Annotated in this window: 19 protein-coding genes and 2 tRNA genes; 9 read left to right on the forward strand and 12 right to left on the reverse strand. The window is 49.8% G+C overall.

The window, feature by feature from the left end:
* Positions 1-7 precede the first annotated feature (7 nt).
* From ABEA14_RS00190 to rsxA, 6 genes are read right to left on the reverse strand one after another with little or no spacing between them, the layout of a single operon-like run.
* Positions 8-703 (reverse strand): electron transport complex subunit E, encoded by a 696-nt coding sequence (locus ABEA14_RS00190; protein WP_345337702.1) that lies wholly within the window; start codon positions 701-703, stop codon positions 8-10.
* Positions 700-1338, reverse strand: a complete 639-nt coding sequence (rsxG, locus tag ABEA14_RS00195) for an electron transport complex subunit RsxG (RefSeq protein WP_345337703.1) — start codon at positions 1336-1338, stop codon at positions 700-702. The genes ABEA14_RS00190 and rsxG overlap by 4 nt, the downstream gene beginning before the upstream one ends.
* Positions 1335-2423 (reverse strand): electron transport complex subunit RsxD, encoded by a 1089-nt coding sequence (gene rsxD / locus ABEA14_RS00200; RefSeq protein WP_345337705.1) that lies wholly within the window; start codon positions 2421-2423, stop codon positions 1335-1337. The genes rsxG and rsxD overlap by 4 nt, the downstream gene beginning before the upstream one ends.
* On the reverse strand, positions 2424-4706 hold the full coding sequence (gene rsxC / locus ABEA14_RS00205; protein WP_345337706.1) for an electron transport complex subunit RsxC: 2283 nt from the start codon (positions 4704-4706) through the stop codon (positions 2424-2426).
* A gap of 1 nt (position 4707) precedes the next feature.
* Positions 4708-5265 carry an electron transport complex subunit RsxB gene (gene rsxB / locus ABEA14_RS00210; RefSeq protein ID WP_345337707.1) on the reverse strand — a complete coding sequence of 186 codons (558 nt, stop codon included), beginning with the start codon at positions 5263-5265 and terminating at the stop codon, positions 4708-4710.
* 9 nt (positions 5266-5274) lie between these two features.
* Positions 5275-5856 (reverse strand): electron transport complex subunit RsxA, encoded by a 582-nt coding sequence (gene rsxA, locus ABEA14_RS00215; RefSeq protein ID WP_345337708.1) that lies wholly within the window; start codon positions 5854-5856, stop codon positions 5275-5277.
* A 435-nt stretch (positions 5857-6291) separates the two neighbouring features.
* Between rsxA and ABEA14_RS00220 the strand changes: the two genes are divergently transcribed.
* Together ABEA14_RS00220 and ABEA14_RS00225 are read left to right on the forward strand one after the other, a co-directional pair.
* Positions 6292-7224 (forward strand): DMT family transporter, encoded by a 933-nt coding sequence (locus tag ABEA14_RS00220; protein ID WP_345337709.1) that lies wholly within the window; start codon positions 6292-6294, stop codon positions 7222-7224.
* Between the two features lie 50 nt (positions 7225-7274).
* Positions 7275-8198 (forward strand): Gfo/Idh/MocA family protein, encoded by a 924-nt coding sequence (locus ABEA14_RS00225; RefSeq protein ID WP_345337710.1) that lies wholly within the window; start codon positions 7275-7277, stop codon positions 8196-8198.
* 21 nt (positions 8199-8219) lie between these two features.
* Here ABEA14_RS00225 and ABEA14_RS00230 read toward each other — a convergent pair whose 3' ends face one another.
* The gene (locus ABEA14_RS00230) at positions 8220-10133 is read right to left on the reverse strand and encodes an EAL domain-containing protein (RefSeq protein ID WP_345337711.1); all 1914 of its coding nucleotides are present in this window, start codon (positions 10131-10133) and stop codon (positions 8220-8222) included.
* A gap of 524 nt (positions 10134-10657) precedes the next feature.
* On the opposite strand from ABEA14_RS00230, the gene ABEA14_RS00235 reads away from it, so the two are divergent.
* Positions 10658-10948: a putative quinol monooxygenase gene (locus ABEA14_RS00235; RefSeq protein ID WP_345337712.1), complete on the forward strand. Its 291-nt coding sequence runs from the start codon at positions 10658-10660 to the stop codon at positions 10946-10948.
* Between the two features lie 6 nt (positions 10949-10954).
* Here ABEA14_RS00235 and ABEA14_RS00240 read toward each other — a convergent pair whose 3' ends face one another.
* From ABEA14_RS00240 to ABEA14_RS00250, 3 genes are all read right to left on the reverse strand, one after another.
* Entirely contained in the window at positions 10955-11425 is a 471-nt protein-coding gene (locus tag ABEA14_RS00240; RefSeq protein ID WP_345337713.1) for a hypothetical protein, read from the reverse strand.
* 156 nt (positions 11426-11581) lie between these two features.
* Positions 11582-11658 (reverse strand) — tRNA-Asn (locus ABEA14_RS00245).
* A 21-nt stretch (positions 11659-11679) separates the two neighbouring features.
* Positions 11680-11756 (reverse strand) — tRNA-Asn (locus tag ABEA14_RS00250).
* Between the two features lie 204 nt (positions 11757-11960).
* On the opposite strand from ABEA14_RS00250, the gene ABEA14_RS00255 reads away from it, so the two are divergent.
* The 5 genes from ABEA14_RS00255 to ABEA14_RS00275 all read left to right on the forward strand — a co-directional run bounded on the left by ABEA14_RS00255 (position 11961) and on the right by ABEA14_RS00275 (position 17824).
* On the forward strand, positions 11961-13637 hold the full coding sequence (locus tag ABEA14_RS00255) for an alanine/glycine:cation symporter family protein (protein ID WP_345337714.1): 1677 nt from the start codon (positions 11961-11963) through the stop codon (positions 13635-13637).
* A gap of 199 nt (positions 13638-13836) precedes the next feature.
* A complete protein-coding gene (locus tag ABEA14_RS00260; RefSeq protein ID WP_345337715.1) occupies positions 13837-14070 on the forward strand; it encodes a hypothetical protein in 234 nt (77 codons plus the stop codon).
* A complete protein-coding gene (locus tag ABEA14_RS00265) occupies positions 14070-14369 on the forward strand; it encodes a YeaC family protein (protein WP_345337716.1) in 300 nt (99 codons plus the stop codon). The genes ABEA14_RS00260 and ABEA14_RS00265 overlap by 1 nt, the downstream gene beginning before the upstream one ends.
* On the forward strand, positions 14359-17136 hold the full coding sequence (locus tag ABEA14_RS00270; RefSeq protein ID WP_345337717.1) for a DUF349 domain-containing protein: 2778 nt from the start codon (positions 14359-14361) through the stop codon (positions 17134-17136). Before ABEA14_RS00265 ends, ABEA14_RS00270 begins: the two co-directional genes overlap by 11 nt.
* A 64-nt stretch (positions 17137-17200) precedes the next feature.
* On the forward strand, positions 17201-17824 hold the full coding sequence (locus tag ABEA14_RS00275; protein ID WP_425557236.1) for an arylesterase: 624 nt from the start codon (positions 17201-17203) through the stop codon (positions 17822-17824).
* Between the two features lie 21 nt (positions 17825-17845).
* On the opposite strand, the gene ansA is transcribed toward ABEA14_RS00275, so the two are convergent.
* Positions 17846-18859 (reverse strand): asparaginase, encoded by a 1014-nt coding sequence (gene ansA, locus ABEA14_RS00280; RefSeq protein WP_345337720.1) that lies wholly within the window; start codon positions 18857-18859, stop codon positions 17846-17848.
* A gap of 75 nt (positions 18860-18934) precedes the next feature.
* Positions 18935-20794: a signal peptide peptidase SppA gene (sppA, locus tag ABEA14_RS00285; protein WP_345337721.1), complete on the reverse strand. Its 1860-nt coding sequence runs from the start codon at positions 20792-20794 to the stop codon at positions 18935-18937.
* A 202-nt stretch (positions 20795-20996) separates the two neighbouring features.
* Here sppA and ABEA14_RS00290 point away from each other — a divergent pair, with 202 nt between their 5' ends.
* Positions 20997-23048 carry an FAD-dependent oxidoreductase gene (locus tag ABEA14_RS00290; RefSeq protein ID WP_345337722.1) on the forward strand — a complete coding sequence of 684 codons (2052 nt, stop codon included), beginning with the start codon at positions 20997-20999 and terminating at the stop codon, positions 23046-23048.
* Positions 23049-23081 lie beyond the last annotated feature (33 nt).

A 23081-nucleotide genomic window follows, 5' to 3' on the forward strand; every position in this document is an offset into this window, starting at 1 on the left:
TAGATGATCAGCTTGCTGTCACACGTGCCCGTGCGGCTTTTTTCACCGGCTCTTTTACTGAAGCTCGAGCGGAGATTTGAGTATCGATGGCATTTTTCAGCGCTATCAGCAGGCCCATGCCCAAAAAGGCACCGGGAGCCAAGATAGCCAATAGAAAGTGACTGTCGACCTTGAACAGTTCGATACGCCAACTTGAAGCCCAGGAACCCAGTAGCATCTCCATGCCGTCAAACAGGGTGCCTTGGCCCAATAGTTCACGCATACCGCCAAGTAAAATCAGTACCAGGGTGAAACCGAGGCCCATCATCAAACCATCCAGCGCAGCCAAACCGACATTGTTTTTGGAGGCATAGGCTTCAGCGCGACCAATGATGACGCAGTTGGTAACGATAAGCGGAATGAAAATACCCAGAGACTGATAAAGGCCGAAGGTATAGGCGTTCATCAGCAGCTCTACGCAGGTAACAAAGGCGGCAATGATCATCACAAAGACCGGGATACGGATCTCGGAAGGCACCCAGTTTCTTACTAACGATACCGAAACATTCGAACCGACCAGTACCAGCATGGTGGCGAGTCCCAGACCCAAACCATTGGTTACGGTTGCAGTGACAGCCAGCAGGGGACACAGTCCAAGAAGCTGGACCAATCCTGGATTGTTTTTCCAAAGGCCTTGAACAGCGAGTTCTTTAAATTGGCTCATTTGTCGCCTCCACAGCCGGGCTGATTATCGAACAGGCGTGCCTGGTGCTGTTGATAAAACAGCAGCGTATTTTTCACTGCTTTAACCACTGAGCGGGGTGTAATGGTAGCGCCGGTAAATTGATCGAACTGGCCACCATCCTTTTTCACCTTCCATAGCGGATCGTTTTCATCTGCCAGCTGTTTGCGATCAAAGGCCATCACCCAGTTGCTTTTTCTCAGCTCAATCTTGTCCCCCAGCCCTGGGGTTTCTTTGTGGTTCAACACTCTGACGCCAGCGGTAGTACCATCGCTTAAAATGCCGACAATGATATCAATAGACCCGTTGTAACCATCCGGTGCTGTGCTCTCAATAGCGATGCCCACGGGTTCGTCGTTAAAGCGAGCGATAAAGGCTTTTTGTGGCGTAGGTCGTCCTAGAAACTGTTCGCTGGTCACCAAAATGCACTCATTGAACAGGTCGTTGTTGTAACTGCCTGCCGGAAACAGATGTTCTAAGGTGGTGATCAGCTGTTGCTGTTCCTGACGTTCAATTTGTGGTGCCGTAAAGTCATGGACGAGCGCAACTAACGCGGTTGTCACAAGCGCAAAGGCGGACAGTATCAGGCCATTCTTACTGATTGGGGAGAGACTCATGATGACTCTCCTTTACCGTCTTCTAGCGGCGTTTCTTCACTATGACCATAGGTTCTGGGCTGGGTGTAGTAGTCGATCAGTGGTACACACATGTTGGCCAGCAGCACCGCAAACGCCATCCCGTCGGGGTAACCGCCATGGGTGCGGATCAGGTAAACAAGCAAACCAATCAAGCCGCCAAAGATCAGTCGACCTTTGACTGTTGTGCTGGCGGAGACCGGGTCTGTGGCAATAAAGAAGGCGCCCAGCATGGCGGCACCGCTGAACAAATGGAATATGGGGGTTGCGGTGTTATCAGGGCTTAGTAAGAAACTGACCAAGGCAGCTACAAACAGGCCACCGAGCACACCCACAGGAATATGCCAGCGTATAACCTTCTGCTGCAACAGGTAGATGCCACTAGCAAGGTAGGCCAGGTTAACCCAGTCCCAGCCTATACCCGCAAGCATGCCCTGCGGGTTGTTGGCGATAATCTCACTGCTGGTGTAGCCCTGGGTCAGGCTGGTTTTGAAATGATCCAATGGTGTGGCGGTCGTAACGCCATCAATACCACTAAGGATCTGTGCCAGGCTGAAGCCTTCGCTGCTGAATCCGGTAAATATCAGGTAGGCAGCATCAATGAAACCGTACCCATGAGCGCCAAAGCCTGTGGCAGGGTGCCAGCTGGTCATCTGAAGCGGGAATGAGATCAGCAGCATGACGTAAGCTGCCATGGCAGGGTTAAACAGGTTGTAACCCAAGCCACCATAAAGCTGTTTAACCATAATAATGGCGAATGCCGTGCCAATGACGACCAACCACCATGGCGCCAGAGGTGGCAAACTGATGGCAAGGAGCACACCGGTCAGCATGGCACTGTTATCAGCCAACGTTGATGCAATCTCTTTACCCCGAATTTTCAGAATTAATGCTTCTGATGCCACGGCAGTAGCGATGGCCAACAACAGCTGCCAAAACACGCCAGCACCAAAAAACCAATACTGAGCGGCAATGCCGGGAAGAGCCGCCAATGCGACCGTGAACATCAGCTTGCTGGTTCGTGTCGGGATCCTCTGGTGCGGAGAAGCCGCTAATTTAAATGACATCTAGGCGTCCTCCTCTGAAGAGTCTTCAGACTTAGCTGCCGCCTGTCGCTCCATCGCTTTCTGTTTGGCCTTGGCGACGGCAGCTGCAATAGCGGCTTTTTTTGCATCCGCTGCGTTTTCATTTGCCACTGGCGCAGGTGCAGGCTGTGTTTTTGGTTCTTGCTCGGTTTGATCGCTGGTGCTCTCTGCCGCTTCGCGTCTCTTTTGCTCGGCTTTGGCCTTGGCTCGTGCCACGGCTGCAGCAACGGCGGCCTTACGAGGATCAACGTCCGTCGTGTCAGCTGAAGGTTCAGATGAGGGCTTAGCTACAGACGCTTCATTGTCAGGTGTTTCAGCGCCTTGTGCCTTCTTGGCTTCCGCTTTGGCTTTTGCTCGCGCCACGGCAGCAGCAACGGCGGCCTTACGTGGATCGACGTCCGGAGTGTCAGCTGAAGGTTCAGGTGAAGGCTCAGTTACAGACGTTTCTTCGTCCGGGGTCTCAGCGCTTTGTGCTTTCTTAGCTTCCGCTTTGGCCTTGGCTCGTGCCACGGCAGCAGCAACCGCCGCCTTGCGTGGGTCTTTAGCAGATGCAAGTGAATCAGATGTCGGTGACTCAGCTTCCATCTGCTTCGCTTTAGCGGCTGCTTTCTCCGCTCTGCGCTTGGCGGCTTCTTCTTTGCGTTTGGCTCTGGCCTCGATAGCGGCCTGGTTGTCTGGCTGGAGATTACCCTGCTCATCGATTATCGCAGCAGGGGGCTGGTCAGACTGCTGGGCTTTAACTCGGGCCATGGCAGCTGCGACAGCCTCCTGAGCGCCCTGATTCTGAGAGCCTCGATTGGCGACCGCAGCCTGACGTTTGGCTACTGCCTCTCGATGTCGGGCTTCTCTTTCAAGCTTAGCTTGCTCAAGTCGTTCATTACGCGCTTCAAATCTTTGTTTGGCGCGATCTGACTTGAGTGCCTCAGCATCTTGCTGGCGTAGCTCTGATTTTGCCCGGCGATAGTAGTGCACAAGCGGAATCTCTGACGGGCAGACATAGGCACAGGCGCCACATTCAATACAATCGAAGAGTTTATATTCGCGGGCTTTCTCCAGCTCTTTGTGGGCGCTGTACCAGTAAAGCTGTTGCGGGAGAAGCGAAGCAGGGCAAGCTTCGGCACATTGGCCGCAGCGGATACATGGCATCTCCTGACCAGCCATGGGCAATTCCTGCTCACTGGGGACCAAAATGCAGTTGCTGATCTTGACCAACGGAATATTTGCGTGGGGTAGGGTGAACCCCATCATGGGGCCGCCCATGATAATACGGCGGCCATGTTTGGATTTATAACCTGCATGTTCAAGCAGGTGGCGAACCGGTGTTCCAAAGTGCGCCCAATAGTTACCCGGCTGTTCAACCGCTTCGCCAGTCACCGTCACCACCCGTTCCAGTAGCGGCTCTCCATCACAAATCGCGCGCTTAATGGCATAGGTGGTGCCAATGTTGTGCATGACGACACCGCATTGATAGGGCAGGCCGCCAGTTGGTACTTCTCTTCCTGTTAGAAGCTGTATTAGCTGTTTTTCTCCACCAGATGGGTATTTGGTCGGTATCGCCTTGACCAAAACGTTCAGTCCCTCTGTGGCTTTAGCCATGGCTTCAATTGCCTCGGGCTTATCATCCTCAATACCTACCAAAACCATGGCGGGGTTGAGTATATGAACCAGCAGCTCGATGCCGGTTGCCAACTCTTCAGCATGTTCACGCATCAGCATATCGTCACAGCTGATGTATGGTTCACATTCGGCACCGTTGATAATCAGAAACTCCAGCGACTCTGGCGCACCGTCCAGTTTACGTGACGCAGGGAATCCAGCACCGCCAAGCCCTGCAATGCCAGATGTTGCGATTTTTTCTATCAGTACTGATTTTGGCTGTTGTAGCGGTGTATCAATGGGGTTGCGCTCGCACCAGTGCTCCTCTCCATCGGGGCGCAACACTAGCGTTGTTTCAGGCAGGGCTGATGGATGGGCGCTGGGGTAGTCTGAGATCGCTTCGACTTTTCCTGACGTCGGCGCGTGAATGGGCAACGCGCCCTGTTCTCCGGAACTAAGAGCTTGTCCTTTCAGCACATGATCGCCTACAGCGACTAACAGTTGACCGCCTCTGCCCACATGCTGTTTTAGTGGCAGATACAGGTGGTCGGGAAGCGGCAAACGCTTGATTGGATGCGAAGTAGAGATCGATTTTCTTACCGGCGGGTGGATACCGCCAGGAAAATCCCACAGTTTGCCTAGTTTTACTAAGTTCAGGGTGGTTTCCATTTTAATCAATCACCCTGACAGGAATCGCTTTCAAATCCCATTTCCAGTTATCTGTTGTTTGTTTGACTGGGCGCATCTCGATGCAGTCCACCGGGCAGGGCTCAACGCAGAGGTCACATCCGGTACACTCGTCAGCAATCACCGTGTGCATCATCTTTGATGCTCCGAGGATCGCGTCGACAGGGCATGCCTGAATACATTTGGTACAGCCAATACATTCAGCTTCACGGATAAAGGCGACTTTTTTTACGTCTTCTTCGCCATGGGCGGCATCTAGTGGTTTCGCTTCTCGGCCCGTTAAGTCTGCAAGTTTCTGAATGGTTGCCTCGCCACCTGGAGGGCACTTGTTGATTTCGTCACCGTTGGCGATGGCTTCAGCATAGGGGCGGCACCCCGGATAACCACACTGGCCACACTGGGTTTGCGGCAAAATAGCATCGACCTGCTCAACCAACGGGTCTTCCTCTACTTTGAACCTTAATGCCGCTAAACCCAGTAAGGCTCCAAACACCAATGAGAGGGCGGCGAATGCGATGATAGCTATGAGAAATCCAGTCATGGTTCGCCCTTAGAATTTCACTAGACCGCTGAAGCCCATAAAGGCGAGCGACATCAGACCGGCGGTAATCATGGCGATGGATGCGCCCTTAAATGGAGCTGGAACATCCGCCGCTGCTAAACGTTCGCGCATGGCAGCAAACAGCACCAATACCAACGAGAAGCCAACTGCGGCACCAAAACCATAAATGATCGACTCAATGAAGCCGTGATTCTCATTGATGTTCAGCAAAGCGACGCCGAGCACGGCGCAGTTGGTAGTAATAAGCGGAAGAAAGATCCCCAATAAGCGGTAAAGCAGTGGGCTGGTTTTTCTAACCACCATTTCGGTGAATTGCACGACCACTGCGATCACCAGAATGAAGCTCATGGTACGCAGGTATTCCAGCGACAGAGGCACTAAAAGATACTGATTAATCAGATAGCTACAGGTTGAAGCCAGAGTCAGTACAAAGGTTGTTGCCAGCGACATGCCGATGGCCGTTTCCAGTTTGCTGGAAACTCCCATAAACGGGCAGAGGCCAAGAAACTTTACTAAAACAAAGTTGTTGACCAAAACAGTGCCGACCAGCAGCAACAGATATTCACTCATGAACTTGGTGTCACCTAGTGAGGTTACTATTTGAAAGTGGGCGTATTATCCGCTTTTGACCGCGCCTTAACAACCGTCCAGAGTTGTGGTTTTTCGTGTGCATATTAGGGCCTGTTGACCTTTGTTGTTTGCTTTTGCAGCAAAATGTTGGTGATTTAGACGAGGCAGAGACTAAGAAGTTGAGTGGATCTCAATAAATAGCCGATAACGAAGTATAAATCACCAAAAAATGCTGCCCGAAGGGTTCGTTGAAAGACTTTCTGAGCTGTGTCATTCACCACTTACTTAGATCGCTAAGTTGCATAGCTCACTCCTTGCTCAAAACGTGTTTCACTCGAACAAAATCCATGCACCAAAGGTCAACAGGCCCTTACCATTGACTAACAACTATTATGCTCTAGGATCCGCCCGTTAGATCACTCGGAATGTAAGTTAATGCAGCAACGTTTACCTACCATAGCCCTGATTATCGCCATGCTCTTGTGGGGCAGTTCCTTTATCGCTCTGAAATATGCGATTGGTGAAATGCATCCGGTGTGGGTGATATTCGGCCGTATGCTGCTGGCGTCGCTTTGCTTTCTGCTGATGTTTAAAGCGGTTAAACAGTTCAAGTACCAGGCCGGAGACTGGAAACGGCTGGCTGTGATGTCGCTATGTGAGCCTTGCCTCTACTTTGTATTGGAAGGTGAAGCTATGCGTCACACCTCAGCTGCACAGGCCGGTATGATCACCGCCTTACTGCCATTGATGGTAGCCGTGTTGGCCTGGTTTAGTGTCGGTGAAAAAGTCTCAAGAAAAATGCTGAGTGGCTTTATGGTCGCCATTATTGGTGTTGTCTGGCTCACTCTGGCGGGAGAGTCTGACAGTCACGCACCTAACGCGCTGTGGGGTAACTTCTTAGAATTTCTGGCGATGATCTGCGCTGCAGTTTACAGCATTAACCTGAAGCATCTGAGTGCACGCTATCCGGCTATTACGCTGACCGCATTCCAGGCGTTTTGTGGCGCAATATTCTTCGCACCTATGCTGATGTGGGTTCCTGTGCCTGAACAGGTCAGCAATATCGCGCTGTTGTCTATTGTTTATTTGGGTGTGGTTGTGACACTAGGTGCATATCTGCTTTACAACTACGCGATCTCAAAAGTGAAGGTAACTGCAGCCGCTGGCTACGTGAATCTTATCCCGGTATTTAGTTTGTTGTTTGCTTATATTCTTTTGGGAGAGCGCCTGAATTCGCAGCAGTGGGTTGCTGCAGGCCTCATTATCCTTGGGGTTCTCATTAGCCAATGGCGCTCTCAGAGTCGAGACGACGACTCAGATCAGACGGTACTTGAAAATGGTGATGCCGTATTGGCTGTAAAAGGCTAAGCTAAATCAATGGGATATGATCTGCTATTCAGTAAGGGTGTAGTCTACGCATGAAAGTTGGGATTATTGGTACCTCTTGGGGACGTGTTCATGTCGGAACTTTCCGAGAAGCAGGTCATGAGATTGCAGGCATCGTTGGCACCAACCCTGAGGGGACAGCGCGTATTGCTGCAGAGGAGGGGATCCCGTTAGCCTCGACTAATGCTGCGGATCTTCAACACTGCGACATTATTGTAATCGCGTCACCCACTTCGACTCACCTGGATTACCTTTCTCAGTTTAATGACCGTCCAGTGCTCTGTGAGAAGCCTCTTACCGGGGCACAGATTGTTCCAGGCGCATTGGCAGGGCTAGGGCGTTATCCAACGTTTGTTAATTACCCATTCTCGTTTTTGGAAACGGCAAAGTCGATCCAAAAAATATTGGACGATGGTGAGTTAGGTCCGCTGTCTCGCGTCGTTTTATCTGTGGGCTGTCGATTCCCAATGCAGAAATCTCCAGCCGGTTGGTTTCTGGATATCGCGGCCCATCCTTTATCGTTTCTGATACACACCCTGGGTGAGTTCCAGCTGGTTCATCACCACATAGGTGAAGGTGTGAGCAACGTCAGTGCTTTGCTTGAGAGTGAAGGAACGCTACTCGATACACAGCTATACCGATTGCCAGAAACTGGGATCCAAATTGATTTGAAATTGATCGGTGAGCTTAAGCGTCTTGAGCTCAGTGGAGGCTTTCGCCCCGGTGATAATTGGCGTTTTGCCCCAATTAAAGTCGATGGTCAGGAAAATAACGAAGGCGAGTGGGATACAAGAGACATCTGGTATAGCGCTAATTGCCGAGTGGTAGAGCAGTTTCTGAAAGTAGTTGAAGGGAAAACTCCTCATGTCGAGGCGTTGAATAACGGTATGTTTGACCTGCCTAAAGCGGCGCTGCTTGAACGCTCTTTAGACAGGCTTTTGGCTACAGACAGCTAACTCTGATTAGATGGGGTCAGCTTAAGATTCAACTGTTGTCAGTGGGGCGGCACGGTGAACATAGCTGCCCTGGATCCCGTCGACAAACATACCTTCAAGCACGTACTTCTGTTCCTGGGACTCGACGCCACTGGCAATCACCTTGATGCTCAAGCGATGAGCGATATCAATAATAAGGCGCAGGAAGTACTGAATATTGCGATCGCTCTCGATATCTTCCATGTAGCTCTGGTCAATCTTAATGTAATCAGGTTTCAGGTCTTTAAAGAACTTGAATGAGGTCATGCCGAGACCAAACTGCTTCACTGTTACTTTTGCGCCAGTTCGGTGGACGACATCAATAAATCGGCGGCTGGACTTAAGATCCCGTTGTAATCCCTGCTCAGTAATCTCAAAAGTAAGGCGGCTCGCCAGCTTACTGTGTTTACCTAGCATTCTTTCCAGCCATACCAAGAACGATGAGTCGTGGGCTGCGGTGACAGATACAGTCAGACCCAGCGGATCTTCGCCTCCGCGTTTATTGGCTAACGCCAAAATGGCACTCAATACCGCCTTGTCCAGATCGACAGAAAGCTGCAAACGTTCAGCCATAGAGTAGGCAGAACGGTATGGGAGTTCATCTCCGTCCGCAGTGCTGAATCTTGGTGAAACAGCGGTGTAAATCTTGCCCTGTTTGAGCGGCTTGATCATTTGGCCAATCAGCGTGAACTTGGTTTGCTTGGCTAGGTATTCAATGCTTTCCTGCCAGTTCCGCTCGCCCAGTACTTCTGTACCCGCTAAGTCAGTCTGGAAATGCCATGAATTCGAATCTTTCGACTGAGCGACACCCGTTGCTGTATCACACAGTGCTAGCAGGTCACCGACGGACATGCCCTGTGTAAAACCAGCCATACCAATGTATGCAGTATTATCCAGGTCATGGTTATGTTTGATTTCATTAAGCCGACCTTGCAACTGCGCGCCTAGGCTGTCGGCTTCTTTCTGCGAAAAGTGATGCAATACGATGGCGAAATCAGAGCTGTTCAGGCGGTAGATTTTGGAGCCTCTGAATTGGCTGGCTACTGACTTAACTGAGTCAACCAGTACATTGATGAACTGGTCGCCTGCCGTATAGCCTTTCGCTTTATTAATCTGACCCAGTGCAGTGGTCCGAACCAAGGCCATGATGCCAAAATGTTTTCCGCTTTCGTCGGCCAGCATCTCAGGAATATCGAGCATGAACTGGCTTCGGTTAGGCAAACCGGTGAGGTGATCAAGATAGGCGGTTTTTCTTACCTGAGTCAGTTCCTCTTCGGTTTGATGCAGTCGGTCCACCACGCTCTTCTGAATCGCCTGTAACCCTTCGCCAATAGATTTAAACTCACTGGCAAGACCTGAGCTTACCTGAAGATCTTTTTCTGCGTGAACAAGTTTGTCGCAAAGAGCTTGCAGCTCTTTGACAGAGTTTCTGAGTGGTTTATGCAGGCTGCCACGCAACCACATGATGCTGACTATCAACATGATCAGCCATGCAATAGTGGTAAATGCGATGTTGCGGATAAAGCTCAGCTGCAGGTGACTGTAATCTGGGGTAATAATTACGGCGTGCGAACCGGCATTTGCCTGCAAATCTGTAGCTGCGATCCCCAATGCTGTGGCCAGGCTTGCGAGAGGGAAGTTTACTCTGGGCGCTTTCGTGAAGCTGGCTTTGATTTCACCATCGCTGCTTAACACGGATAACGATACATAACCTGAGAGCTGGCTAAGGTATGTATTTCTCTTTTCTTCTGACGTTTGCTCTGTGCTCTCTAATAGAACCCGAGCGTTGGAATAGAGTTGCTCTCGTTGGAACTCGATCTGGTTAATAACAGACAGATATTGTCCTGCCCAAATGACAAGAAGCAATAACAGCAAAATAAAGACATTTACGAACAGCGTCTTACTTTGAATTTTCATCTGGGGGCCGCCCATCTATCCCTGTTAAATCAGTGATCTATCGGATCAATTAACAAATACTATAGAGTAAATTTTCCAGCAACCCTATAGACCGTCAGCAATCTTTACACTTGGTCAAGAGAAAAAAGTTAGAACAATGAGGTGGTTCAATTTTTTACTTGCGCAGAGTTAGGGTCTGTTGACCTTTCGTGTATGGATTTTGTTCGAATGAAACACGTTTTGAGCAAGAAGTGAGCTACGTAACTTAGCGATCTAAGTAAGTAGTGAATGACGTAGTGCAGAACGTGTTTCAGCGAACCCTTCGGGCAGCATTTGTTGGTGATTTATGCTTCGTTATCGGCTATTTATTGAGGGCCACTCAACTTCATAGCCTCTGCCTCGCTTAAATCACCAACATATTGCTGCAAAAACAAACAGCAAAGGTCAACAGACCCTAGTGAGAGCGCAACTTTTACCTGGCAGTTATCGGTTCTATATTGCTATCAAGGTAAGCCGTTGGAACCATTTACAACAAGGGAACGATCATGGCAAAGCTAACTATCGTCGCCAATATACATGCGAGAGCCGACAAGGTTGCTCTGGTAAAGTCTGAATTGCTTAAGTTGATTAATGTGACGCGCGTGGAGCCGGGGTGTATCAATTACGATCTGCATCAGGATAATCAAAACCCGGCCCATTTTTTGTTTTTTGAAAATTGGGAAAGTCGCGAACTCTGGCAGGCGCATATGGATAACCCTCATTTGGCCGCATACTTGCAGGCGGTCGATGGTGCCGTCGAGAGTTTTACTATCAATGAAATGTCGCAGATTCCTTAGTTGGCGCTAGGTGGGCGACAGGGGATGCAGGTCAAGGTTGTCGCTATCGATCAGGGTTTGCAACTCCTCGTAGTCGACGCAGGCACTGAGAGAGCGCATTATCTCTTTCGCTTCTTCAAATGTATTGACTTGCCAGAAGCAATCGCTGTCAGGAATAAAGGTTGCGCGAGACACCTGAGAGGGGATTGGATCTCCGCCAAAATAGAGGTCTGCTATTTTGCCAAGTCCCAGTTGTTTGCGAGCCTCTCGTCCTCCAACACCAATTATCTCCAGGGCGCCAGGTGTGCCCAGTGTCCAATAGCGCATGTCAGCTATGCCGAAGAATGCCCCATGTTGCTTTTGGATCTCTACCAGCCCTTGTTCAAATGCTTTTAGGTAAACGGTGGCACACTCTTCGTTCCAGCTACCCAGTGGGCGAACATATAAAACCTGCCCCACAGTAAACATTGAAAATTGGCCATGGCCTGACAACTGCATTGAGAAGACCTCATTTTATCCTCTCATTCATTCTATTTAATTTTATATATTGGGCTATTGGCTTAGTGCGGTGGTGTGATGTATTAGCTGGATTAATTGTTTTCTAACGGTTGAAAACGAAAAAGGGCTGCGATTTCTCGCAGCCCTTTCTCTTATTGGCTCCCCTGGTCCGATTTGAACGGACGACACATGGATTAACAGTCCACCGCTCTAACCAACTGAGCTACAGGGGAATAAACTTCACATTTTAAATTTGGCTCCCCTGGTCCGATTTGAACGGACGACACATGGATTAACAGTCCACCGCTCTAACCAACTGAGCTACAGGGGAGTAGATGTCCTTTCCTCAAGGACGGCGCGCATCTTAATGTAGCGAATTTTCGCTGTCAACACTCTTTCTTCGCTTTGCGATTCAGTTGCTCAGTAGTTGTTCAGCTTCTGTGGAATTGAGGGCTGGTAAACGGGACTCAGCTTATCTAGTATGCTTTTGATAACAAAAAATTAACGAATAAAAAAATTTTCCAGGGAGGCTACTTTGCAGGGGCTTAACGATTTTTTATTGATGCTAGATGGATACTTGGGATCCGCTGGTTGGTTCCCTTATGTGTTATTAGGGGTGGGTTTATTTTTCACTGTTTACCTTAAATTTCCCCAAATCCGATACTTCGGGCACGCCTGGCGCGTAGTGAGAGGGAAATATGACGTTAAAAATGCCATGGGTGACACCACCCATTTTCAGGCATTAACAACCGCGCTATCAGGTACTGTGGGTACCGGTAATATCGGTGGCGTTGCATTGGCCATTCATATCGGCGGCCCAGCGGCGCTGTTCTGGATGTGGGCAACCGCTTTCTTTGGTATGACAACCAAGTTCGTGGAGGTGACACTTTCTCACAAGTACCGCGTAAAAACCGCAGATGGCACCATGGCGGGTGGTCCCATGTACTACATGGACCGTCGCCTGAACATGAAGTGGCTGGCAGTGATCTTTGCTATTGCGACAGTCATTAGTTCATTTGGTACGGGTAATTTGCCTCAGGTAAACAACATCGCTATCAGCATGGAGTCGACCTTTGGATTAGATCCCATCCTGACTGGTGGAGTGCTGACCGTTTTGTTGGCGCTGGTTATTCTCGGTGGTATTCGTCGTATTGCTAAGTTCACATCTCGTGTCGTGCCGTTGATGGCTGCACTCTATGTGATTGGTGCTTTGGCGGTAATCCTCTATAACTACCAGAATATTCTTCCATCCTTGGTATCAGTCTTCTCTGATGCGTTTTCTGGATCCGCCGCGGCCGGTGGCTTCCTCGGTGCCAGTTTTGCTTACGCATTCAACAAAGGCGTTGGTCGAGGCCTGTTCTCTAACGAGGCGGGTCAGGGGTCTGCGCCAATTGCTCACGCAGCAGCAAAAGCTGATGAGCCAGTTTCAGAAGGTATCGTCTCTATCCTGGAGCCGTTCATTGACACCATCATTGTTTGTACCTTGACAGGACTTGTGATCCTCTCTTCTGGGGTCTGGACAGAAAAACACGAAAACTCATTCCAGTCTGCCGATATGAAATACATCGCAGGTCTATACAGTGATCAAAGCGATGAAGACCGAGCAGCACTTTCAAGCTTCCTTATTGGCAGCAATGAAGCAAATGTGGAGTCCTATAGCGGTACCGTGGTAGTAAAAGATGGGCTGGCTCAGTCTCCCGGTTACACGCTGATTAATGCTCACTCAGTGGCTGAAAACGTGCAGTATCTGGTGGGCGGACACCCTTATTCGGGTAGTATTGAAATTAAAGATGGCAGCCTGATCAACAAAGAGTTGGAGGTTAAAGGGGATTCTCTGATTCACTCTGCCGCGTTAACAACAAAAGCGTTTACCCGAGGCTTCTTTGGTGATTTTGGCCAATATATTGTTTCCATCGGTCTGCTGCTATTTGCATTCTCGACAGCTATCGCCTGGAGTTACTACGGTGACCGAGCAATCACATATCTGCTTGGTGTCAGGGCTGTAATGCCATACCGGGTGTTTTATTGCGCTGGATTTATGTGGGCCGCCGTTGCTGATACCACCGTGGTATGGAATCTTGCGGCGGTCGCCATTGTATTGATGACGCTGCCCAACCTGTTCGGCATCATGATGTTATTCAAAGAGATGAAGACAACGGTTGCGGATTACTGGAGCGATTTTTATCAACAACGCAGTGAACACAAAGACTAATTGATAAAAACGTCATTAGCTTGATGTTAGAAGGCCCCAATAGGGGTCTTCTTGTTTTAATCCCTCGGCAAATATTTCATAATGCATCTCTTTTATTCATTGGAAGTTATCAATGGCCATCATTCCTTGCCCTTGCTGCGGAAAACGTATTTCGGATAGAGCCGACGTATGCTCACATTGCGGTTTTGCGAGAGGTGAAATGGATGATGAGAAGCGTGCCAGCCAGCAACGGGTATACGCTATCAAACGGCAGCAAAGAATCATGACGCAGCAATTTATTGCTTTGCTCATGTTTGTTGCGGGTTTTGCGGTGACTTTTTTTGATGGTGAATCCCAACCCGACTGGCAGCGAACGTTAGGCCAGGTGATGTCTGCGGCCGGATTCATTTGGTACATCATTATTCGTGTGTGGCTGATTTTTAAGAAAAAATAGTGGGTAAAGAGATGGATATCATCGAGCTGGTCGAAAAACTCGATTTCGAAAGCTATCAGCGCTTAAAAACTGCGGTAGAGCTAGGAAAGTGGCCCGATGGAAATCCACTTAGCGCTGAACAAAAAGACAATGCTATGCAGCTGGTGATTGCTTATCAGGCAACGCACCTGGACCAGCAGCAGCACATGAGCGTCGCCAAAGACGGCTCATTAAATACGCTATCCAAAGCGGAATTAAAACAACAGTTCAAAGGACAGACTGCAGAGTCGATCGTAAGGTTTAAACACGATGATATTTAAGAATCTTTTCCGCCCCGCCTGGAAACACTCTGATCACGAAAAAAGGCAAGCAGCAATATCAACACTGCAGCTGGAAAATCAGCAGCATCGCACAATATTGAGAGAGCTGGCTTTCAATGATGGGCATCGTCAGGTTCGCCGTACCGCGTTGGAGCGATTGGATGACCTCTCCTTGTGGTGGCTGGCAGCTGGAGAAGAACGTGATGATGGGCTCAAGAAATCGGCTCTTCAACATGTCACGGACCTGATCACCTCATCAGAACTTAAAGATGCTTCAGAAGTGCAGTCGTTTGTTAACGACTGCAAAGACAAAAAATTCCTGGAATCGGTTTGGCGCCAATTGTCCGAGGCTGCCTTACGTAAATCCGCATTGAGCCGTATTGACAAGAGTCGCTGCTATATCGACGCTGCGGAGCATGAAACAGACGAAGCGCTTGCTCTTTGGGCTGCTGAACAGGTCGACGATGAGAAACAGATGCGTCGCTTAGGCAAAAAAGCGGCTCAGTTGAGTGTCAGACAGTACTTTGAAGACAAATTGAAGGCGTTAAAAGAAGCCAAAGAGAAGCCGGCCCTGTTAAACGAACAGGCACGACTTAATCTTGCCCAGTTGCAGGGGATTATCGAAAAGCTGTTGGAGCCACAAGCCGAGTCGCACCCGGAACTTGGACAAAAGGCAAATGAGTTGCTTAGCCGTTGGAGTGAGCTGAGCAAGGAGTTGTCACAACTTGAGTTGCTTCAGGCATGGCAGCAAAAATTTGATTCGCTGAATGAGCGTTTGAGTGTTCGACTGCAGGAGCTTGAGGCGCTGTGGTCGGCGCAACTCGCAGAGCAGGAAAAAGCGATAGAGCAAAAAGAAAACAAAGCCTTGCTCGATGGTGGCCTGGATGCCCTTGCCGGAGACATTAAAGCGATATACACGCTGATTGAAGAGCAGCAAGAATACGATCTTGAGCCATTTAATGAGGTTCTCACGCACTTAAAGCAGAGTATTGCAGAAGCTACTTTGCGCGAAGATGACTGGATGGCGTTGAATAAGCGAAGTCAGCAGCTTGAGGAGCGTCTGTTGCAACTTGCTCAGCTTCCTGAGCAGATCTCAAAAGCCAGCGGTATTGCTGACCAATTGGTTGAGCTGTCTGAAAGTGCGGACGATTTTGTAAGTCAGTTCAATACCATGCGCAAAGCTTGGCAACACTTGTCAGAGCTACCACTGCCGAAAGAGTTAAAACAGCGTGCGGAATCCCGCTTGAAAGCGCTGGGTAAAGCCAAAAACGAACAGTTGAATGCGCAAAAAAGTGCGGAAGCGGACCTCGATAAACAACTCTGGCGCGCTGAACGCCACCAGCGAGCGGGGCGTCTGAAAGTTGCCGTACGCGAGTTTCATCGCCTGCAGCCAATATTTAACAAACTTTCTGACAAAGCCAGACGCCGGTTTGACAAGCGTTACCAGAGCTTGGCTAAAGTGGAACAAGAGCTTCTCGAATGGCACCAGTTGGTTGCCGCACCTAAGGCTACTGTGCTACTTGAAGAGATCCAGCAACTGGCGGAAAAGCCGCTTGAAGATCCTAAAGCTCAGGCAGAAGCGGTTAAGGATGCCCGCAAACGCTGGCAGACATTGGAGCTTGACCGTAACGATGAAAATTGGGCGCCGCTGGCTGACCAGTTTGACGAGCTAAGTGAAAAGGCATTTGAGACTTGCCGTCAGTTCTATGGTGAACAGCAGAAGGTGAGGGAAGAGAACCTGGCTGCTCGCGAGCTGCTAATTAAAGAGATGAGTGACCTGTTGGCGAAGCAACAGACCGAGCCCATGCTACTTAATCAGCTGGAGTCAGCTTATCGCCAAATAGCAAATAAATGGCGCCGTAGTGGTGAAATCGATTTTGCAAAACGCAAGGAAGTTCAGAGCCAGTACGCCAAAGTGTCTCGCCAGGTCTCTGACATCCTGAAGAAACTTTATGCTGAGAATGAAGCTCGTAAACAGAGCCTTCTGAAGCAGGCTGAATCCCTCGATCTAAACGAATTGGAAACTGCGTCAGAGAGTTTTGACGACTTGATGAAGCAGTGGCGTGATGCTGGTTACGCAGGCGCCAATGAAAAAGCGCTATGGCAACGTTTCCAGGCGATAGGCCAACAGCTGCGCGAGCAAAAGTATGCCTCTCGTAATGAACAACGCGCGCAATGGCAGGCTGAAGCTGACAAGTATAAAGCTGCCATGAATAGCTTCTCCGAGCGGGTTGCCGCTGCTGATACTGAAGTCGCTATCCATGACGCGATAGCTAAAGTTCAGGCAGAAACTGCAGAGGTGGGCGAACTGGCGAACCGCGAGCGTCGTCAATTGGAAACTGAACTGGATAAATTACTTACCGACGCAGAGAACAAGCTTGTTTCATTCCAGAAAAAAGCGGTGAAAGACAACTATCAAAAGTTGATAGAAGCTATTTCAGGGGATGATCAGACCTTGTTAGAAGCATTACCAGAGCGCTGGCAACGTAGTTTGAAAACCTGGCAACAGGAAGCTTCAGATAAGACTGCGGACAGTGAGACCCGTAATCGCTTGATGATTGAAGCCGAGTTGCTTGCAGGACTGGACTCCCCGGGCAACAACGAAGCTTTGCGTCAACAGTTGCGTCTCACCCTGTTGCAGGATCGTATGAACGGCGGTGAGAGCCGCTCGGTTGAGAACCTGTTCTGGCAATGGCTGGAAGCAGGCGCAGTGACCGCTGATGATAAAGATGCGTTAAAGCGGTTTGAAAAGGCGCTGACCGCCTGAGAGGTGGTGCCGCTTTAGTATTGAAATCCAAAAAGCACCTTTTCAGGTGCTTTTTTTAACGGTGATGATTGTGACGATAGCTTTTAATCGATTGGCCACATTGTTTTTGCTTGGCTTGGTCTTGTCCTTAAGCGGCTGTTCAGAACCAAAACTTACACCTTTATATTACGACGCAACAATCCTGGCGTTTGGCGACAGCCTTACAGCCGGTTATGGCGTTGAAAAAGAGCACAGTTATCCAGCGGTTCTGGCCGAATTGTCAAGGCGTAAGGTGGTTAATGCCGGTGTCTCGGGAGAAACAACCAGCCAGGGGCGTGAGCGTTTTGCTTCAGTTGTTCAAACCAACCAGCCTGATTTGATCATATTGATTGAAGGCGGCAATGACATTTTGCGAAATCACTCTCCCCAACAAGCGAAAGCTAATTTGGCAGCAATGATTGAGCATGCGCAGCTTTCCGGGATCCCCGTAGTCTTAATTGGCGTGCCAGAAAAGAATCTGTTCAGCTCATCAGCACCATTTTATCGGGAGCTGGCTGAAGAGTATGACCTGGTATTTGATGGCGAGTTAATGGCCGAGTTGCAGCGTTCACCGAGCTTGAAGTCTGACTACGTTCACTTCAACAAGGCTGGATACAGGGAGCTGGCGGAGTCAATTTATCAGTTGCTGCAAGATAATGGGGCTTTGTAATTAAAGCCCCACACTAAATTGCTAGTTGCGGCTGAGTTCGCCACGCAAACTGGTTTGCATCGCTTCACGGATCTGCTCTGGAGTAAGTGGCTGATTCAACAGATAGTGGAGCTTAGTTAGCGTTGCCTCTGTTGTCATGTCATAGCCGCTGATCACACCCACATCCCTAAGAGCCTGGCCTGTCGCATAGCCTCCCATGTTGACACTTCCTTTGAGGCACTGAGTGCAGTTCACGACGATAATGCCTTGCTCTGACGCTTCAGAGAGCAGGTCCAGCATCTGTTTGTGTTGCGGCGCATTGCCCACACCATAGCTTTGCAACAGCAGCGCTTTGACCGGCTGACGCAGAATATTGGCGATTACATCGGCAGAAATACCCGGGTAGAGGCTTGCCATACCGATGGGTTGCGCTTGAATGGGCTGCACCTTGAGCGGTTTGCCCGTTGCAGATTTAACTTCACCCTTTACCAACTGGATCTGAATACCGGCTTCCAACAAGGGGGGGAAGTTCGGCGAGCCAAAGGCATTAAAGCCGTCAGCATGAACTTTGGTTGTTCGATTGCCGCGAAACAAGCTGTGATTAAAACAGAGTGAGACCTCTGGAATGGGGTAGTTGGCTGCCAGGAACAAAGCATCCAGCAGGTTTTCGCGGCCATCTGAGCGCAGCTGTGCCAAGGGGATCTGAGATCCGGTAACAACAACCGGTTTATCCAGATTCTCCAGCATAAAAGAGAGTGCCGATGCCGTATAAGCCATGGTATCGGTGCCGTGCAATACCACAAAGCCATCATACTGGTCGTAGTTTGCTGCGATATCATCGGCAATCTTCTGCCAATCATTCGGCGTCATGTCTGATGAATCAATCAGTGGCTGATAGGCGTGAATGGTGAATTCTGGCATTTCGTCACGGCGAAATTCAGGCATCTTTTCCAGCACTTCCTGGAGGAAGCCTGGCTCAGGAATATAGCCATGAGCAGATTGGCGCATACCGATGGTACCGCCCGTATATGCGATATAAATTTTCTTCTTGTTCATGGGCGCAAGCATATACGTAAAAAGGCCGGAACTACCAGTGGTAGTTCCGGCCTTTTTCATCTGATTAGCTGCGAATTAGTAAACTTCGCAACCCAGGCAGCGCGCGTAAATACCCATAGGGTCATTCAGCTCATTCAACACAGATAAATCGTTGAACAGGCGTTGTAGCTCAGTCATGAACTGACTTTTCGGTGTGTAGCCGCTGAAGTCTTGCGGAGAGTCGCTTGCCATCAGTGACGCACCACCGTTCAGCAGTTGATTCAACAGGTGCTCTTTAAAGCTCATTGGACGTTTCACTTCATCCACGTCATAGCTGCTCAGGCCCGCTAAGTCTGCTGCAGCAGAGACGGCGTCCTGAAGGTCACCCAGGCTATCGACTAAGCCCAGTTCATGTGCCTGTTTACCACTCCAGACACGGCCTTGGGCGATCTTATCAACCTGCTCAGGCGTCATATCGCGCTCTTGAGCAACCAATCCGATGAACTGGTCATAACCATGTTCAACGCTGCGTTGAATAATGGCACTAACACCTGGATCCAGCGGGCGGGTAATACTGATGCCCGCAATATCAGTGGTGCCTACACCGTCTGTATGCACGCCGATATGGTCAAGCGCGCGATCGATGGTGGTGAGCATGCCAAAGATGCCGATAGAACCCGTGATAGTGGTAGGAGAAGCCCAGATCTCATCTGCACTGACAGATATCCAGTAACCACCTGAAGCGGCATAGGTACTCATTGAAGCGACAACGGGTTTGCCGGCACGTTTCAGTTCATCAATCTCGTTACGGATAACCTCTGAAGCAAAGGCACTTCCGCCAGGGCTGTCAACGCGAAGAACAACCGCTTTGATGGAGTCATCCAGACGGGCCTGACGCAACAGGCGAGCCGTAGAGTCACCGCCAATGGTGCCTGGCGGTTGATCACCATTCATGATGGTACCTTTCGCAACCACAATACCAACACGATCTTTGTTCTCGAGAGGTGCTTGGTGAGGACGAATGATGGACAGATACTCACCCAACCAAACCTGGTTAAAGCTCTTATGCTCAGGATCCTGACCAACCACTTCAATGATAGGTTGGCGCAGTTCTTCGCGAGTCTTCAGAGCGTCAACTAAGCCGCTGTTCAACGCTAGCTGGGCAAAGTCGCCGTCAACCTTGTTGAGGCCTTCCAGCATTGATTCGATCGAGACATCCAACTGCTCAGGCTCAAGTCCACGCTGCTCTGCAACATCGGCTTTATATGCGGTCCACAGGTCACCCATCCAGGCCAGGTTAGCTTCTTTTGCTTCAGGTGACATATCGTCACGGATATATGGCTCGATAGCGCTCTTGAATGTACCCACCCGGAAGACGTGTGGCGTAACTTTGATCTTCTCCAGCAACGATTTGAAGTAGGTGCGGTAGCGGCCATAGCCCTCCAGCATTACTCCACCATGGGGGTTAAGGAATATCTCGTCGGCATAAGCGGCTAAATAATAGTTGTGCTGGGCGTAGTAATCCCCAATCGCGTAGACCGGTTTACCTGAAGATTTAAACTCTTCAATCGCCTTGCCGATTGCCTGCAGCTTGTTGAGACCGGCGGGTGCCATATCGCGGGTTTCGATGACCAACGCGCCAACGCGGGTATCGTGCTGTGCATTTTCAATGGCGAAAATGATATCTTTCAGCAATGTCTCTTTCGGCTTCTCTTTGCCACCGAGCATCTGTTGGGTGAACGCTTCAGCGGGGTCAACAGCAATCTTTTGTTCAACAATACGTCCCTGAATACTCAACACCAAGGCCGCCTTTTCAGGCATGGTTGGTCCTTTATCAGCGGTGAGTGTGGTGATAAACACCACTAGGAACACGATAAACAGCAGGTTGGTCAGCCCGACGCGAGTGGCGGTCAGGGCCTTTCCGACAAAGCGGAAAAATTTCTTTAGATATTTCATCAACACATCTAATCCATTTAGCTAACACTGGAATGTTAAGTCCTTGTGGCGGATTAACGTATCTCAATTTGTAAACAATTGTAATTCTGTAACTGCGAAATTAGAGCTCGAACACTTGCGACCAACTGGTACGACCATTAAGCTGAGTAGTTGAAGCTAATAAGTACCCAATAACAAAAACATTAAAAATGGCCCGAGAACTATGACCTCTGCAAACTACCCTAATTTACTTGCGCCACTCGACTTAGGTTTCACTCAGATACGAAACCGCGTCTTGATGGGTTCAATGCACACCGGCCTGGAGGAAGAACGGGGCGGTTTCGACAAATTGGCAGCATTTTACGCTGAGCGAGCAAAAGGCGGCGTTGGTCTGATTGTGACGGGTGGCATCTCGCCTAATTTTCGTGGCCGATTGGCTCCCCATGGCAGCCAGCTTAGCTTCGGCTTCCAAGTCGGCAAACACAGAAAAGTGACTGAAGCCGTGCACCAGCACGACGGGAAAATCTGTTTACAAATACTGCACGCAGGTCGGTACGCCTATCACCCTTTCTCCGTCGCCCCCAGCGCGATCAAAGCACCGATTAACCCGTTTAAGCCTTCTGCGCTCAGTGAAGGCGGTGTCAAAAGGACCATCAGACAGTTCGCTAAGTGTGCAAAATTAGCCCAGAAAGCCGGTTATGACGGTGTTGAAGTGATGGGGTCAGAGGGCTACCTGATCAACCAATTTGTCTGTCCGCGTACCAATAAACGCACCGACAAGTGGGGCGGCTCATTAGAAAACCGGATGCGCTTTCCACTGGAGATAGTCAAAGCGATTCGTGAGCAGGTGGGGGCAAATTTCATCATTATTTTCCGCCTCTCAATGTTGGAGCTGGTTGACCAAGGGGTCACCATGGAAGAGCTACCTTCCATGGCCAAGTGGCTGGAACAGGCTGGTGTTTCCATTATCAATACTGGTATCGGTTGGCACGAAGCACGGGTACCGACCATTGCCACCAGTGTTCCCCGGGCGGCATTCAGTTGGGTCACCGCCAAGCTCAAAGGCGAAGTATCCATTCCATTAGTGACCACCAACCGTATCAATGACCCTCAAGTGGGTGAAGAGGTGCTCGCTCGTGGTGATGCGGATATGGTGTCCATGGCCAGGCCTATGCTGGCTGACGCTGAATTTGTTAACAAAGCGGCCGCGGGCAAAGCCGACACCATCAATACGTGCATCGCCTGTAACCAGGCTTGCCTTGACCACGTGTTTAAAGGTAAACGTGCCAGTTGTTTGGTTAATCCTCTTGCTTGTTATGAAACCGAACTGGTTATCGAACCTGCTAAGAAAGCGAAGCGGGTGGCGGTTATCGGTGCGGGGCCTGCAGGACTTTCCGCGGCATGTTTTGCAGCGGAGCGAGGCCATGATGTGGTGTTGTTCGATAAAGACCAGGATATCGGCGGGCAATTTAACTATGCCAAACAGATCCCCGGTAAAGAGGAGTTTTATGAAACGCTGCGCTACTTCCGCAACCGGTTGAACAGCGCGGGTGTTGAGCAACGATTTGGAGAGCTACAAACAGCAGACTCTCTTATTGAACAACAGTTTGATGAGATCATTGTTGCTACCGGTGTAACCCCCAGAACACCGCCTATTGAGGGCGTTGACCATGAGAAAGTGTTGGGTTATCTCGATGTGCTGAGAGAGCATAAACCTGTTGGTGAGAAGGTTGCCATCATAGGCGCTGGTGGTATTGGCTTCGATGTCGCTGAGTACCTGGTTGAAGGTCATCCATCTTCGACAGTAGATTTGCCTCGTTGGTTAGACACTTGGGGGATCGACCCTAATCTGGAGCAGGCAGGTGGTTTGAAAGCGCAGGTGGAAGCTAAACATAACGGGCATGACCCAGAAAAATCAGATCGTGAGATCTACCTGCTACAGCGCAAAACCAGTAAAGTGGGCGCAGGCTTGGGCAAAACCACGGGCTGGATCCATCGCGCCACACTAAAACATCATGGTGTAAAAATGATGGCTGGTGTGCAGTACAAGCGCATTGATGAAGATGGCTTGCATATCGAAGTCGACGGTCACTCTGAACTATTGCCGGTAGACAATGTCATCCTATGTGCTGGCCAAGAGTCGCAGCGTTCGCTTTATGATGACTTATTGCACCGAGGCGCGTCGGTGCACCTGATTGGCGGTGCTAAGCTGGCGGCTGAGTTGGACGCAAAACGTGCCATTCGTGATGGTGCTGAGTTGGCTGCCGAGCTTTAACGAACCGAACTGAATAAATCAACTGAACACAGG

Source organism: Corallincola platygyrae, assembly GCF_039544265.1.
Classification (GTDB): domain Bacteria; phylum Pseudomonadota; class Gammaproteobacteria; order Enterobacterales; family Neiellaceae; genus Corallincola; species Corallincola platygyrae.